A 14,575-nucleotide genomic window follows, 5' to 3' on the forward strand; every position below is an offset into this window, starting at 1 on the left:
ATAGCGTGAGCGGAGGGAGTCGCCGCCGTCGAGCGTGCCGGGCCGCCGCGTGCGGGAGCGACCGTCGGACGAGGGGGAGGCCGCGATGGATCTCGAGATCGGGCGCGGCCTGACGATCCCGGCGTCGGAGCTGCAGTGGCGCTTCTCGCGGTCGTCCGGGCCGGGCGGGCAGCACGTGAACACGTCCGACAGCCGCGTGCAGCTGACCTGGGACGTGGCGGGATCGGCGGTGCTCGGCGAGGAGCAGCGGGCGCGCCTCCTGGAACGGCTGGAGCGGCGGCTGGTCGCGGGGACCGTGACCGTGACGGTGTCGGAGCAGCGGTCGCAGCTGCGGAACCGCGAGGCGGCTCTCGAGTCCCTGCGCGGGCTGGTGAGCGCGGCGCTGGCGCCCCCGGCGGCTCCGCGGCGCCCGACCCGCCCGACCCGCGGATCGGCGCGGCGCCACCTGGCGGCGAAGCAGCAGCGGTCGGCGACGAAGCGGCAGCGGCGGCGTCCGACGGACGACTGACGGGGGCGTGTGACGTTTCGCGCCACCCCCGTCTGCGGGGCGTACCGGCTGATCGCGTCGATCCGACACGTGTCGTCTGCCAGAGTTCCCTCGAGCGCTCCCCTGCGGGACGAGCGCGAGCGGCTCGCTCGGGCCGCCTGTGCGGTTCTGGGGAGAGGTGCTGTCACGTGACGCAGAATGCGCCGGTCGACCGGTCGGTGGCGCGGGAGCGCATCCGGCTCGCGGCACTCGACGACCTGCACATCGTGGGCACCGGCCCGGAGGAGCGGTTCGACCGGGTCACGCGGATGGCCAAGGAGCTGTTCGGCGTGCCGATCGCCGAGATCAACTTCATCGACCAGCAGCACCAGTTCACCAAGTCGCCGCAGCGGCCGGGAGGGTCCCCCTACACACCGCGGGCCGACTCCTTCTGCGACGTCGTCGTGCAGCAGCCCGACATCGTCGTCGTGCAGGATGCGCTCGAGGACCCGCGGTTCTCGGAGCGGGGCACGGTCACCGGTCCGCCGCACGTGCGCTTCTACGCCGGCCGCCCGCTCAGCGTGGCCGACGGTGCGCGCGTGGGCACCATCTGCCTGGTCGACACGGCGCCGCGCGACCTCAGCGGCGAGGACCAGGAGCTCCTCGACGAGCTCGGCCGGTGGGTGGAGCGCGAGCTCGTGCAGCAGCGCGCGGCCGACCACGCGGGCTGGACGCAGCGGCAGATGCTGCCCGCGCCGGTGCGCGTCGACGGCTACTCCTTCGCGGGATTCACGCGGCCCCACTCCGAGGTGGCCGGCGACTACTTCTCGGTCGACGTGCTCGAGGGGCGCGTCGACGCGACGCTCGCCGACGTCATGGGCAAGGGCGTGTCCGCGGCTCTCGTCGCCTCGGCCGTCCGCTCGGCGTTCCAGGCCCGACGCGGCTGGGAGCCCGGCGCGGCCATGACCGCGGTCAACGAGCAGCTGCTCGCCGACCTGTCCGCGACGGGTACCTTCGCGACCCTCGTCCACCTCGGCCTCGACACGCGCAGCGGCGAGCTCCACTACGCCGACGCGGGCCACGGGCTGACCGTGATCGTCCGCGCCGACGGCACCGCCGAGCGGCTGACGTCGTCCGACTTCCCGATCGGCATCGGCGAGGACGTCGGCTGGGAGGCGCGCGCGACGACGCTCCTCCCGGGCGACACGCTGCTCTCCTGCTCCGACGGGGCGCTGGACCTCTACGACGGCACCCTGGCGGCGCTCGACGAGCTGGCGGATCTCGTCCGCTCGTGCGCCGACGACGGCGAGCTCTTCGCCGCGGTCGAGGACCTCATCGCCTCGGTCCCGCCCGACGACGACGTCACCCTGCTGGTCCTCCGCCGGGACGAGGAAGAAGGAGGAGAGCGCTGATGCTGTCCGTCACCTACGTCAGCTCGGCGGCCGAGACGTTCGGCGACGCCGACCTCGCCGAGCTGCTGCGGCAGAGCCGCGAGAACAACGCGCGCTCCGGGCTGACGGGGATGCTGCTGTTCAAGAACGGCCGCTTCATGCAGGTCCTCGAGGGCGAGGAGGAGGACGTGCTCGAGCGCTACCGCGTGATCGCGGCCGACCCGCGGCACACCGACGTCACCCAGCTGCTGAGCGAGTCGATCGAGGGCCGGCGCTTCCCGCAGTGGTCGATGGGCTTCCCGACGCCCGAAGACGCCGAGCTCCGGCGGGCGCCGGGCTACGACGCGTTCTTCGACTCCCCGCAGAAGCGCCGGAGCAGCTGGGACGAGCCGTCTCGCGCGCAGCTGCTGCTGGACTGGTTCCGGCAGCGGGCCTGAGGGCCGCGGCGGGGCGCGTGATCCGTCACGAACGGCCGTCGCCGGAGCGTCGGGGCGGCCGTCTGTGACGGATGACCGCGAGGTGGGCGACGGCGCTCGCCGGGGATGCTCAGGCGGTGGCGCGGAGGAAGGCGACGGCGCGAAGGCGTGCATCGAGGAGCATCGCCGGATCGACTCCCTGCGGTCCGACGACGTCCAGGTCGTCGTCGAGGAGGACGAGCGGCTCCGCGACCTCGGGCCCCTCGTGTCCGATCTTCGCGTGCGCCCAGGACGAGAGCGAGCGCACGTCCGTCTCTCCCGCGAGGAAGCGACGGCAGGCCGAGCGGAGCGCGAGGATCGCGATCTCGTCGGTGCCCTCCACGAGCGGAGGCTCCCCCGCCTCGGCGAGGGCGGCGTTCAGGGCGTCGAGGACCTCCCAGGACGAGGCGTCGGAGTAGAGGGAGGCGAGCGCGAGCAGCCGCTCACCCGGGACACCCGCGGCGACGCGGTCGACGGCCGCCGCGACGACCTGACGGGGAGAGCCCCCGCCGAGGAGGAATTCGCCTCCGGCCTCGCGGACGCCGTCCGGCGACGAGCCGGCGGAGAGGGCGATCGCCTCACGCACCTCCGCCGTGATGCGCCCCGCGAGCCGTTCGGCCACCTCGGTCTCGAGCACCGTGTCGAACAGCGCCGCCCAGCAGGTCCGCACGTGCAGTCCGAGGCAGACCCCGTCCTGCAGGAGGAGCCGGGTGAGGTCGACCGCCTCGGGCAGGTACTCGTCGGCCGGTGACTCCGGGAAGAGACCCCACAGGTCCTCGCCCGTCAGGACGGCCAGCACCGCGTCGCGGACGAGTGCCCACTCAGCATCGTCAGGTTCGTGGACGGGACGCTGGAGGAGTGCGCGGTGCTGTGTCCGGAGGCGCCGAAGCTCGCGGGCGTCCGGTCGGCTCCTCATTCCTCGAGCATGCCAGGCGCCGATCCGGCTCGGAGGGGCTTCCCGACGCCGAGCCGGCGGGCTCCGGACTGCGACGCGTTCTTCGACTCCCCGCAGAAGCGCCGAAGCAGCTGGGACGAGCCGACTCGGGCGCAGCTGCTGCTGGACTGGTTCCGGCAGCGGGCCTGAGGGCCGCGGCGGGGCGTCGCGCTCACGAGCCGGCGAATGGATCGACGTGCCGCCACGCGCGCCCGAGGCCGACTTCGCGTCGCAGGGCGAGAAGGGGTGCGGCCGCCGTGTAGGCGCGACCCCGCTTCTCTCCGGTCGCCTCGAGGAGACCGGCCTGCGCGAGCGTCGCCAGGTCGCGCGTCGCGGTCTGGGGGCTGATCGTCGCGCCCATATCGGCGAGCGAGGAGATGTAACGGCCTCTCGTGAGCGTCGCGCCGAGGAGGGCGTCGAACAGCGCGTCCAGGGTGCGGTCGTCGACGCCGGCCGCGAGGACCATCGCGCTCAGGGCCGTCGTCGCCTCGCTCGCGGCGGCGATGCGGAAGGCTCGCTCCTGGGCCTGGTTGAGGTGCGCGGTGAGCATGAACCGGATCCATGGGCGGGCTCGTCCGGGAGGCACGCGCCCCGGAGACCACCCCCCGCCGCCGACCTCGGCGAGCGCGTCGTAGTACGCCTGCGTATGGCGGCCGAGGTACTCCTCCGTCGAGAGGAAGACGGGCGAGACGTCGTCGTCGGCGGCGAGGACGAGGGACTGCAGGATGCGCGCCATGCGCCCGTTGCCGTCTCGGAACGGGTGGATGAGCACGAAGTTGAGGTGCGCCATCGCCGCGTCGACGAGGCTGTCGCCGGTGCCGCGGACGGTCGTGGCCAACTCCTCCACGAGCGGAGGGAGGTCCTCGGCGGGCGCGCCTTCGTGCACGATGTCCCCGGTCGACTCCTGCTGGACGAACACCGGCCCGAGCCGGTAGCGCCCGGGCCGCACCGACAGGTCGTGCGACGCCACCATGTAGTGCAGGCTGCGCAGGAGGGTCGGGTCGACGACCACCGGATCCTGCGCGAGCTGGAGGACGTAGGTCATCGCGAGCTGGTAGCCGAGGAGGGCGCGCGCCGTGTCGTCGCCCACTCCTGGGGGCTGCTCGCCCTGCGCGAGTGCGCCCACCTCGTCGACGCTCGCGGTGATGCCCTCGATGCTGTTCGACCCCTGCACGTTGCGCGCGATCGTCATGCGGCGCAGCGGTGCCGTCCAGCGGTTCGCCTGGCGCACCTGGTGCAGCAGGGAGTCGCTCACGGTTCTGATCTCGCGGCGGACCTCGAGTTCCTCGTCCGTGAGCTCCGGTGCGGTGTACATCGATCCTCCATGACTATTAATAAGCATCATATGGTCTCGGGTGCTCACGGGCGAACGCGGAGGGCGCGGCAACGCTGAGAGCGCTCCCGGCGGATCGGACCGGGTCCGGTTTGTCAATCGTCTTCACCCCGGTCGGCGGGTTTCCTACGATCGGCTGGTCGGGCCGGATCGCGGTGCTCGGGAGCAGCGAGGGGCGCAGTGCCGGACTTCTCGTTCCTCCGGCCGCGCTCGACGGCGGGGGCGGTGCTCTCGGAGCTCGCCGCGACGGGCGCGCGGCTCGAGGGCCCCGACGTCCGGGTGACGAGCGTGACCGTCAGCGACCGCGAGGTCGAGCCGGGCGGGCTGTTCGCCGCGCTGCCGGGGCGGGGCGCGCACGGTGCCGACTTCGTCGAGCGGGCTCGGGCGGCGGGCGCGGTCGCGGTGCTCACCGACGAGGAGGGGGCCGCGCGGACCGCCGGACTCCCGGTGCTCGTCGCTCCGGATCCGCGGCGGGTCCTGGGACGGATCGCGGCGCGCGTCTACGGCACCGGCTCCGCTCGCCCGCCGCTCTTCGGCGTGACCGGCACGAACGGCAAGACGACGACCGTGCACCTGCTGACGGCTGTGCTCGAGCAGCTCGGGAGGCGCGTCGGCCACAGCTCGACGGCGACGCGGCGCAGCGGGTCCGTCGAGATCGCGAGCCGGCTCACCTCGCCCGAGGCCCCGGAGCTGCACGCGCTGCTGGCGCGCATGGTCGAGGACGGAGTGGACGCCGCCGCCCTCGAGGTGAGCGCGCAGGCGCTGACCCGGCACCGGGTCGACGGGCTGCACTTCGACGTCGCGGGGTTCACCAACCTCAGCCACGACCACCTCGACGACTACGGCGGCATGGACGAGTACCTGCGGGCGAAGGCGCGGCTGCTGCATCCGTCGCTCTCGCGCCGGGCGGTGGTGCTGCTCGATTCGCCGGCGGGCGAGCGGATGCGCGATCTGGCCGAGGTGCCCGTGGTCACCGTCGCGTCGATCGCCGGCACCGGCGCGGACTGGCGGGTGGAGGTGCTCGAGTCGACGGCGACGCGCACCGCGTTCCGGCTGAGCGGGCCGGGCGGCTCGCTGACCACCTCCGTCCCCCTCGTCGGTCGGCACATGGCGGCGGATGCGGGGCTCGCGCTGGTGATGCTGCTGTCGGCCGGGCATCCGTTCGCGGCGCTCTCCGACGCCGTGCGCGACGGGATCGACGCGCGCGTGCCGGGCCGCTCCCTCCTGATCTCGGGGGAGCGCGGGCCGCGGGTGTACCTCGACTTCTCGCACACGCCGGACTCGATCGAGAAGACGGTGGCGGCGCTGCGCGAGGTGACTCCGGGACGCGTGATCGTGGTGCTCGGAGCGGACGGCGATCGGGACCCCTCCAAGCGCGCACCGATGGGGCGGGCGGCGGCCGAGGGGGCCGACGTGGTCGTCGTGACCGACCACCACCCGCGGTCCGAGGACCCGGCGCGCATCCGCCGTGCCCTGCTCGAGGGGGCCCGGCTCGGCGGCGACGTGCGCGAGATCGCGGAGCCCGCGGAGGCGATCCGCTCGGCGCTGGGCTCGGCCACCGACTCCGACAGCGTGCTGTGGGTGGGGCCGGGCGACACGGACTACCGGCTGGTGCGCGGGGTCGAGGTGCCGTACTCGCCGCGCCGCGACGCGCGCGAGGCGCTGGTCGAGCTCGGCTGGGGCTGAGGCGCCGATCGGAGTGGCGCTCGCGTGATCCGTCGCTGCTGGTCGCCGCGGGAGGATCCGGACGGCCGTCCGTGACGGATCGACGCGGGCAGAGGCCCGGCAGCGTTCGGAACGCGGCCGTTCGCGACGGATCGGCGGGCATCCGGTCGCAACTCCGACGCCGACTGGCCGCCTCAGCCTCGATCCGTCACCAAGGGCCGCTCGGCGCCGTCACGGGCGGCCGTTCGCGACGGATCGGGGCGCTGAGCCGGTGGCGACGCGGGGAGTCGCCGCGCTCTCAGGCGGCGGGCCGCTCCTGGAACCAGCGGACGAGCTCGCGGAGGGCCGGCAGGGTCAGGCTCGTCTCGCGGTCGCCGGCGAGGTCCTCGAACGTGGTGCGGAAGCCCTCGGGCTGCGCGGTCTCGGGCACGGCGGCGTACGCCATCGACCACTCCGGGAACAGGCGCTCGGTCGTCGTCTCCTTCAGCAGGATGCGGATCGACTCGTGCCGGGGATCGTGCTCGATGGCGTCCATCCGCTCGCGCACCGCGTCGTCAGGGCCCTCGAGCACCTGGAGGAAGCGGCCGTCGCGGTACAGGAGCATGCCGGTGAGGTCGACCCGCGCGTTGTCGGCGCGGCTCTGCTGCAGGAGCGACGCGAGGCGCGCCTCGTCGAACGGGGCGGTGGCGCGGCTGGAGTAGACGAGGGAGAGCATGGGACCGGCTTTCGGGAGGTGTTCCTGCAGTCGACCACGCCGGCCGACGCCGCGCAGGGACTGGCCGAGTGGGGCCGGTGCTGCTAGCGGGCCCCCGTCAGACGCCCGGGTCGTCGTCGTACGTGACCGAGTAGGAGCTGCTCATCGCGGACGCGGAGTACCCCGCGGTCGTCACCTCGCCGTCGGGGCCTACGTCGTACGGGTCGGTGTCGTGCGGGTCGACGTCGTGCAGGTCTGCGTCATCGCCCTCCGGATCCCGCCGCTCGCCCGGGCTGCCCAGGAGCAAACGGGTGAGCGACTCCGCCGACGACAGCAGCACCTCGAGCGCCGCCGCCAGATCGCCGTCGCCGGGCGCGGAGCCGCGGAGGGCGGCGGCGAGGACGCTGCGGCGCATGAGCTCCTTCGCGAACGAGCCGGTCGTCCCCTCCGCCCGCTCCGCCGCGGCGTCGAGCGCCGCCCCGCTGAACGGCAGGGCTTCGGCGTACCGGCGGAAGAGGCGGCGGCGCGCCTCGAGCCCCGGGAGCGGGATCTCGACGCCGAGGTCGACCCGGCCGGGGCGCGCGGCGAGGGCGCGCTCGAGCACCTGCACGCGGTTCGTGGTCATCACGAAGGCCACGTCGGCGTCCCCGTCGAGGCCGTCGAGCGCGTCGAGCACCTCGAACAGCAGCGGCTGCGGGCTGTGCGAACGCTCCATCGCCACCAGGTCGATGTCCTCGAGCACGACCAGCGCGGGTGGGAAGGTGCGCGCGATCTCGGCGGCGGCGCCGATGAAGCGGATGCTCGACCCGGTCAGGACGATCGCGGTGGTCCCCGGGGTGCGGGAGAGCAGGTGGCGCACCGTGAGGGTCTTGCCGGTGCCGGGCGGGCCGTAGAGCAGCAGGCCGCGCTTGAGGTGCTGGCCCGCCTCGAGCAGCTCGGCGCGGTGCTCGCCGATGCCGACGACGTGGTCGACGACGGAGTCGAGCACGCCCTCCTCGAGCACGACCTCGCTCGCGGCGACCGCGGGACGGGGGAGGAAGACGGCTCCGGCGTGACGGCCGAACTCGGTGCCCGCGAACGAGAGCACCTGGCCGCGCAGCACGCTGTGCTCGATCATCAGCGCGTGCAGGCGGCGGACGAACGCCGGCACGATCTCCTCGTCGGCCGCGAGGATCTCGAGCGTCGCGCTCTCGCGACCCACCTGCGGCATCGCGTCCCGCTGCAGCACGGCGACCGGCACGCCCTCGAAGCGGAGCAGGCGCACGCCGAACGCGATCACGCGGCGGTCGGAGTCGGGCCCGGTGGCGCGGGTGGCGTACGTCACGGGTCCGGGCGCGAAGCGGTTGTAGGGGTTCGCGAGCATCTCGCCGATCGAGGAGTGGCCGCGCTGCTCGCCGCCGCCGACGCCGAGGACGGAGGAGTCGGCTCCCGAGAGGACGTCGAGCGCGAGGTCGGCGTCGACCAGGCGGTGCGGGAGGACCTCCTCGGTCGTGACCGACAGGGTCGTCGCGTCGACGCCGAGGTGCTCGCTCACGGCGTCGCCGAGCGGCGTGCGCTCGGCGATCTGCTCGGTCGCGGCGAGCTTCTCGACGTGCTTGAGGTAGCGGGAGACGACCCGCATCAGCTCCCGGTCGGATTCCTCGAGCATGCGGACCTTCCCCCCTGGCGGTGGTCCGCCGTCGGGAGAGACGCTAGCGCGCGTCGGCGGACGGCGGGGGAACCCCGAACGGTCGAGGGAACCCGCTCGAGCGGGCTCCCTCGACGCTCCGGGGTTCCCGCGGCGGAGTCACCGCTCGGTCAGCCCCCTCTCGGGGCACGAGCAGACCGGTCGGTTAGCGTGGCGGCTCGCACCGCCGACGGGATCCAGGACGCACGCCGGATCCAGGACGGACAGCCGGAGCCGGGACCACCCACAGGAGGAGACACCATGACCGAGCAGATCGGGATCCCCGAGGCCACCGCACTCGAGCAGCAGCGGCGCACCGTCGCGATCCTCGGGGCCGGAGGCGACCTCACCGAGCGACTGCTGCTCCCGGGGCTGGGACGGGTCGCGGAGCTCGCGCGCGCCTTGGAGCTCACCCTCGTCGGAGCCGCCCGCACGCCGCAGAGCGACGAGGAGTGGCAGGCGCTCGTGCGCCGCAGCCTCGAGGACGCGGGGATCGCGGCGCACACCGTCGACGACCTCGCCTCGCGGGCGCGCTTCGTCGCGACCGACGCCTCCGATCCGGAGCAGCTGACGGCCCTGCTCGACGCGTGCCCGTCGACGCCCGTGCTCTACGTGGCGCTCCCGCCGGCCATGGGGCACGCGGTCGCGGAGTCGCTGGCGCGGATCGAGCTGCCCGAGGACCTCGTCGTCGCGATCGAGAAGCCGTTCGGCGAGGACCTCGACGACGCCGTCTCGCTCAACTCCGCCCTCGCGGCCGTGATCCCGGAGGACCGCCTCTGGCGCATCGACCACTTCCTCGGCAACGCGACGGTGATGGGGATGCTGGGCCTGCGCTTCGGCAACCGGCTGCTCGAGGCGAGCTGGAGCGCCGAGCACATCGAGAAGGTCGAGATCGTCTACGACGAGACGCTCGGGATCGAGGGGCGCGGGAAGTTCTACGACGGCACCGGGGCGCTGCGCGACATGCTGCAGAGCCACCTGCTGATGGTGCTGGCGCTGACGGTGATGGAGCGGCCCGACGAGGTCTCCCCGCAGGACGTCCACGCCCGCATGGCCGAGGCCCTCGGAGCCGTCCGCCTCTGGCGCGACGATCCCGCCACGGCCCGCCGCGCCCGCTACACCGAGGGCCGCCTCGAGGGACGCCTGCTCCCCTCCTACGTCGACGAGCCCGACGTCGACCCCGAGGCCGGCACCGAGACGCTCGCGCAGCTCCTCCTCCAGGTCGACGTCCCGCGCTGGGCGGGCGTGCCGTTCGTGCTGCGCTCCGGCAAGGGGATCGGCGACCCGCGCACCGAGGTCGCCGTGCACTTCCGCGCCGCGACTCCGCCCCGGGGCCTCCGCTCGGGCGGGGAGGACGCCGGGACCGTTCTGCGCCTGTCGCTGAAGGGCGGCGACGTCGGGCTCGACCTGTTCGTGAACAGCGCCGACGACCTGACCGATCTCGAGCGGGCGACGCTGGAGGCGCATCCGGGAACCGCCACCCTCGACGCCTACGGACAGGTGCTCGCGGGGATCCTGCAGGGCGACACCCTGCTGTCGGTGCCGGGCGACGTCGCCGAGCAGTGCTGGCGCATCGTGACTCCGGTGCTCTCGCACTGGGCCGACGGGGCGGCGCCGCTCGAGGAGTACGAGGCGGGGAGCGCGGGTCCCGCGGGCTGGTGAGACGTCCTGGCGGCTTCTCGACGGTGATCGGCCGTCGTCGCGCCTCGCGGGACGCTGCGCGCTGACACGGTGGGAGCAGTGCGGAGGGTCCGCACGCCGGAGACGGCCGATCTCCCGAGGGGGAGCCATGCGCAGCACGACGACACCCGATCGACTCCGAGGGGGACGCGCGTGATCACGATCCACCTCCGGTACCGGATCGACCCGTCGCTCCTGGACGTGTTCACCGACTACGCGACCCGGTGGATGACCCTGGTCGACCGCTTCGGCGGGCAGCACCACGGCTACTTCCTCCCGGCGGAGGGGGGACAGCGACGAAGCCTTCGCGCTCTTCACGTTCCCGTCCCTCGCGGACTACGAGCGGTACCGGATCGACTCGCTCACCGACCCGGAGTGCATCGCCGCGTACGAGCTGGCGCGGGACTCCCGGTGCATCGTGCGCTACGAGCGGCGGATGCAGCGGCCGCTGCTGCCGGGTGGGGCCGAGGAGGTCTGAGGCCGCGGGTGCTTGCGGGCGCGCTCGGCGGCGTCGCGTGCGCAACGTCGGCTGAGAGGGAGGGATAGCGGCTGACAGCCGAGAGACCCCCGTCAGAGCTGAGGTTCTGCAGGACGCCGACCGGCAGCGGGGCCGCCGTGCGTCGGCGCCCGTGCATCCCTCCGGCAGCTGGGATGCACCGTCACGGGCGCCGCGGCGCTCCTCAAGGGGAACCCTGCGAGTGCGTGTCCCCGTCTTGACGACACCGCGGCGCGAGGTCTTTACTATCGAAAGGCATTTCGCCTCTTTCGATCCGAGACCCGGCCCGCCGCGGTACTCGGTGAGAAAGGTTTCGTGGAGCGCACGGCCTCAGCGGCCGACCGTCTCTCCGGGCACCCTCTTTCCCACCGACGTGAAAGCAGACCCCATGACCACTGTCCCCTCCTCCTCGGGCGCCGTCGGCGCCTCCGCGCCCGGTCCCCGCCGCAGGTCGGTCCTGCTCGGCGCCGCCGGTGCCGCCGGAGGTGCGGCGCTCGCCGTGCACGCGGCTCCGTCGGCCTTCGCACTCGGCCCGACCGCCGACCTCTCCTCGCCGGCCTTCGACTTCCGGGTCGACCGGGCTACCGGCGGCGTGTTCGTCCTCTCCGATCCGCGTGACGGCTACGGCACGAACTACGTCGCCAACCCCGACATCCGGCCGATCTTCTCGGTCGGCGACTCGCGCTGGACGGGCGACGCGGTCTTCTCGGTGCGCAGGGGAGCCGCCACCTCCGGCACTGCGATGGTGACCGGCCGCTCCGACGACATCCGCACGGTCTCGACCTCGACCGACACGGTCACGGTCGCCTACTCCGGCCGGGCCGCCGACGCCAACGGCATCCGCGACTTCGACCTCACGCAGCGCTACCAGCTGACGGGCGCCCAGCGCGACCGCGTCAGCTGGACCATGACGCTCCGCAACACCTCCACCGAGTCGCTCGAGTTCCTCGACGTCGGCCTCCCGTTCCTGATGAACGCGTGGTGGGACGGCGGCAACCAGACCGGGATCTACGAGAAGAACGTCGCCCGCCACTCCTTCGTGGGCCGTGACGGCTCCTACGTCACCTGGCAGCGCCCGAACGGCGACGGCTCGACCCTCGTCCTCGTGCCCCAGGACGGCACGTCGCTCGAGTTCAAGAACAAGGCCCGGCCGGGGGAGGGCCCGTTCGCGGAGCAGGACCCGTCGTGGGAGGGGCTCGTCGAGTTCTACCTGCACTCCTCGGCCGCCGTGCCCCAGCGCAGGAACCAGGCCGGCACGTACCTGCCGAGCACCTCGCTCACGCTCGCGCCCGGGCAGGAGAAGACCTACGGATTCACCTTCCGCTGGGCCGCCGACGCGACCGACCTCCGCGACGTGCTGTTCGACTCCGGAGTGGTCGACGTGGTCTCCCTGCCGGGCATGGTCGTGCCGCAGGACACGAAGGCGACGCTCGCGCTGCGCGCGAAGGCGGGCATCACCTCGGTCGTCGGCCAGGCCGGCCGCGGGGTCGCCGTCGCCTCGCGCGGGACCCGCAATGGCTACTCCCTCTACGAGATCACGCTCTCGCAGCTGGGCGCGAGCACCGTCACGGTGACGTACGGGGGCTCGAAGACCTCGGTCCTGCAGTACTTCTCGATCGAGCCGGTCGAGAAGCTGATCGGGCTGCACGCGGCCTTCATCGCGGCGAAGCAGCAGGCGAAGACGACCCGCGGCTACAACGGCGCCTTCCTGCAGTGGGACATGAGCAACCAGAAGCTCGTCACCTGGGACGACTACCCCGGCGGCGGCTGGAAGGAGTGGATGGCGGGCGGCGCCGACGACCTCGGCCTCGCACCCGCCGTGTTCCTCGCCGAGAAGAACATCGACGCTCCGGTCGCCGCCGAGATCGCGGCGGTCGACACCTACATCGACACGTTCATCCTCGGCTACCTGCAGGGCAGGAAGGACTCGGCCGGCCAGCCCACCTACCAGGTGTACCGCTGGTACGACGGCCGCGACGGCACTCCGAACGACCAGGGCGTCTGGCGGACCTACAACTACATCCACATCGCCAACACCTACTACGCGATGTACCGCATCGCGCGGGTGAAGCCGGCGCTGACGAAGCGGTCCGCCGCCGACTACCTCCGGCTGACGTTCAAGACGCTGGAGGCCATGTTCACGAAGATCCCCCTCCCCAGCCCGATCGGGGACGGCGCGATCAAGCACGGGATGATGGGCGAGCACACCTACCCCGACATCCTCGCCGCGCTCCGGGCCGAGGGCATGACGGCGGACGCCGACTCGCTCGAGCGCTTCCTGCTTCCCAAGCGCGACTTCTTCTTCGCCGAGAAGTACCCGTTCGGCTCCGAGATGAGCATCGACACGACCGGATTCGAGGTGTCGTACACGCTGGCGAAGAAGTTCGGCAACAGGGAGCTCGCCGACAAGGTGCAGAAGGCCTCGCTCACCTGCCGCGGCATGCAGCCGCTGTGGTACTTCTACGGCTCCGACAACCGGCACATGGGCGAGTCGTGGTGGAACCTCGGCTACGAGTGCCAGCTCGGCGCCTGGCAGCAGCACGACTACCTGCTGACCTACGGAGACACGCGGGCCCGCGACTTCGCCGACTCCGTCCGATCGACGAACGGCGCCTACTTGTCGGGCTGGGCGAACATCAACTCCGGGCAGATCAGCCCCCTCGCGGGCAACATCGGAGCGGCGTCCTGGATCTTCCAGAGCGAGAAGGGCACGAACGAGTACGGCTTCATGCCGATCATGGACGGCTGGTGGGCGTGGTCCGGAGAGGCGGCCCTGGGCTTCTGGGGCGGTCTGCGCACCGCCACGGCGACCGTGGTCGAGGATCCGATCGTCGGGCTCTACGCCTACGGCGCGGACCTCACGACGACGGCCACCGGTCTCGTGCTCGTGCCGAAGGACGGCGTCCGCCGCCGGATCACGCTGTTCAGTCTCGGCAAGCTCGACATCCGCATCGAGAACGGCACCTACACGCGCGCCGAGATCCAGTCGGGCGGAGCGGACATCGCGCTGACCCTGCGCAACATCGGCGGCGCGGGCTTCGCTCCGCGGATCGACCTCGTCAACCTGCCCGCGGGCAGCTACTCCGTCACGGTCGACGGAGGCGCCGTGGTCGGCACCGTCCGCAGCGACGGCCGTTCGCCGGTGCGGGTCGCGGTCCCGACCACCAGTGCCGCCGCCCCGGTCGTCCGCATCGTCCGCGACAAGAACCTCGCGCCGGCCGCCGTCGCCGCGGCGTCGTTCACGGCGAGCTGGAACCGAGTGACCGGCCTGAACGACGGGGCGGAGCCGGCGACGTCGCGTGACATCGTGCCCGACGACAACGCCACGACCTGGGGTGCCTGGCCGCAGGTGAGCGCGCAGTGGGTGCAGTACACCTGGTCGGCCGCCACCTCGGTGCGCCGCGTCGCCGCGTACTTCGTCGACAACCTCGACTCCTCCGGCACGGGCATCGCGGTGCCGGCGTCGTGGCGCGCCGAGTACTGGGACGGAGCGGCGTGGAAGCCGGTGCCGTCGCCGAGTGCCTACCCGACGGCCGCCGACTCGTGGAACACGGCGACGTTCGCTCCGGTCACGACGACACGGCTGCGCCTGCAGCTGACCCCTCGGGGCACGGTGTCGGGCAAGGGCAGCGTCGGCATCAAGGAGTGGCAGGTCTTCTGAGACCTGCCGTGAGGTCCCCGGGGCGGAGCCGCTGCGCGTCCGTCCCGGGCTGCGCCGCGGCCCCCGCCGTTCGGGTCGGAGGGGGCCGTGCGGGCCGGGCGGAGTCGACGCCGTCCGGGCAGTGGCGGCGGTGC

General features: G+C 72.9%; 10 protein-coding genes and 1 pseudogene. 7 read left to right on the forward strand and 4 right to left on the reverse strand.

The annotated features are described in order from the left end of the window. Nucleotides 1–85 precede the first annotated feature (85 nt). From arfB to ASF46_RS00575, 3 genes are all read left to right on the forward strand, one after another. The gene (gene arfB / locus ASF46_RS00565) at nt 86–508 is read left to right on the forward strand and encodes an alternative ribosome rescue aminoacyl-tRNA hydrolase ArfB (protein WP_056865981.1); all 423 of its coding nucleotides are present in this window, start codon (nt 86–88) and stop codon (nt 506–508) included. A 167-nt stretch (nt 509–675) separates the two neighbouring features. Beyond that, the gene (locus ASF46_RS00570; protein ID WP_056865982.1) at nt 676–1,878 is read left to right on the forward strand and encodes a PP2C family protein-serine/threonine phosphatase; all 1,203 of its coding nucleotides are present in this window, start codon (nt 676–678) and stop codon (nt 1,876–1,878) included. Continuing rightward, nucleotides 1,878–2,294 (forward strand): BLUF domain-containing protein, encoded by a 417-nt coding sequence (locus ASF46_RS00575; RefSeq protein WP_056865983.1) that lies wholly within the window; start codon nt 1,878–1,880, stop codon nt 2,292–2,294. Before ASF46_RS00570 ends, ASF46_RS00575 begins: the two co-directional genes overlap by 1 nt. Before the next feature lie 109 nt (nt 2,295–2,403). Here ASF46_RS00575 and ASF46_RS00580 read toward each other — a convergent pair whose 3' ends face one another. Both ASF46_RS00580 and ASF46_RS00590 read right to left on the reverse strand, forming a co-directional pair. Further along, a complete protein-coding gene (locus tag ASF46_RS00580) occupies nt 2,404–3,228 on the reverse strand; it encodes a hypothetical protein (protein ID WP_157602112.1) in 825 nt (274 codons plus the stop codon). A gap of 190 nt (nt 3,229–3,418) precedes the next feature. Continuing rightward, entirely contained in the window at nt 3,419–4,561 is a 1,143-nt protein-coding gene (locus tag ASF46_RS00590) for a Fic family protein (RefSeq protein WP_056865986.1), read from the reverse strand. 198 nt (nt 4,562–4,759) lie between these two features. On the opposite strand from ASF46_RS00590, the gene ASF46_RS00595 reads away from it, so the two are divergent. Continuing rightward, nucleotides 4,760–6,265 carry a Mur ligase family protein gene (locus ASF46_RS00595; protein WP_056865987.1) on the forward strand — a complete coding sequence of 502 codons (1,506 nt, stop codon included), beginning with the start codon at nt 4,760–4,762 and terminating at the stop codon, nt 6,263–6,265. A gap of 277 nt (nt 6,266–6,542) precedes the next feature. On the opposite strand, the gene ASF46_RS00600 is transcribed toward ASF46_RS00595, so the two are convergent. Both ASF46_RS00600 and ASF46_RS00605 read right to left on the reverse strand, forming a co-directional pair. After that, entirely contained in the window at nt 6,543–6,959 is a 417-nt protein-coding gene (locus ASF46_RS00600; RefSeq protein WP_056865988.1) for a BLUF domain-containing protein, read from the reverse strand. A gap of 97 nt (nt 6,960–7,056) precedes the next feature. After that, entirely contained in the window at nt 7,057–8,586 is a 1,530-nt protein-coding gene (locus tag ASF46_RS00605; protein ID WP_082485088.1) for an AAA family ATPase, read from the reverse strand. 279 nt (nt 8,587–8,865) lie between these two features. Between ASF46_RS00605 and ASF46_RS00610 the strand changes: the two genes are divergently transcribed. The 3 genes and pseudogenes from ASF46_RS00610 to ASF46_RS00615 all read left to right on the forward strand — a co-directional run bounded on the left by ASF46_RS00610 (nt 8,866) and on the right by ASF46_RS00615 (nt 14,441). Continuing rightward, complete coding sequence (locus tag ASF46_RS00610; RefSeq protein ID WP_056865989.1) at nt 8,866–10,266, forward strand: glucose-6-phosphate dehydrogenase; 1,401 nt, start codon at nt 8,866–8,868, stop codon at nt 10,264–10,266. 361 nt (nt 10,267–10,627) lie between these two features. Then, nucleotides 10,628–10,762, forward strand: a pseudogene (locus tag ASF46_RS19635) (hypothetical protein); the annotation flags it as partial. Nucleotides 10,763–11,168: 406 nt separating this feature from the next. Further along, nucleotides 11,169–14,441 (forward strand): DUF5695 domain-containing protein, encoded by a 3,273-nt coding sequence (locus tag ASF46_RS00615; RefSeq protein WP_056865990.1) that lies wholly within the window; start codon nt 11,169–11,171, stop codon nt 14,439–14,441. Nucleotides 14,442–14,575 lie beyond the last annotated feature (134 nt).

This window comes from Rathayibacter sp. Leaf296 (assembly GCF_001423045.1).
GTDB classification, from domain to species: Bacteria; Actinomycetota; Actinomycetes; order Actinomycetales; family Microbacteriaceae; genus Rathayibacter; species Rathayibacter caricis.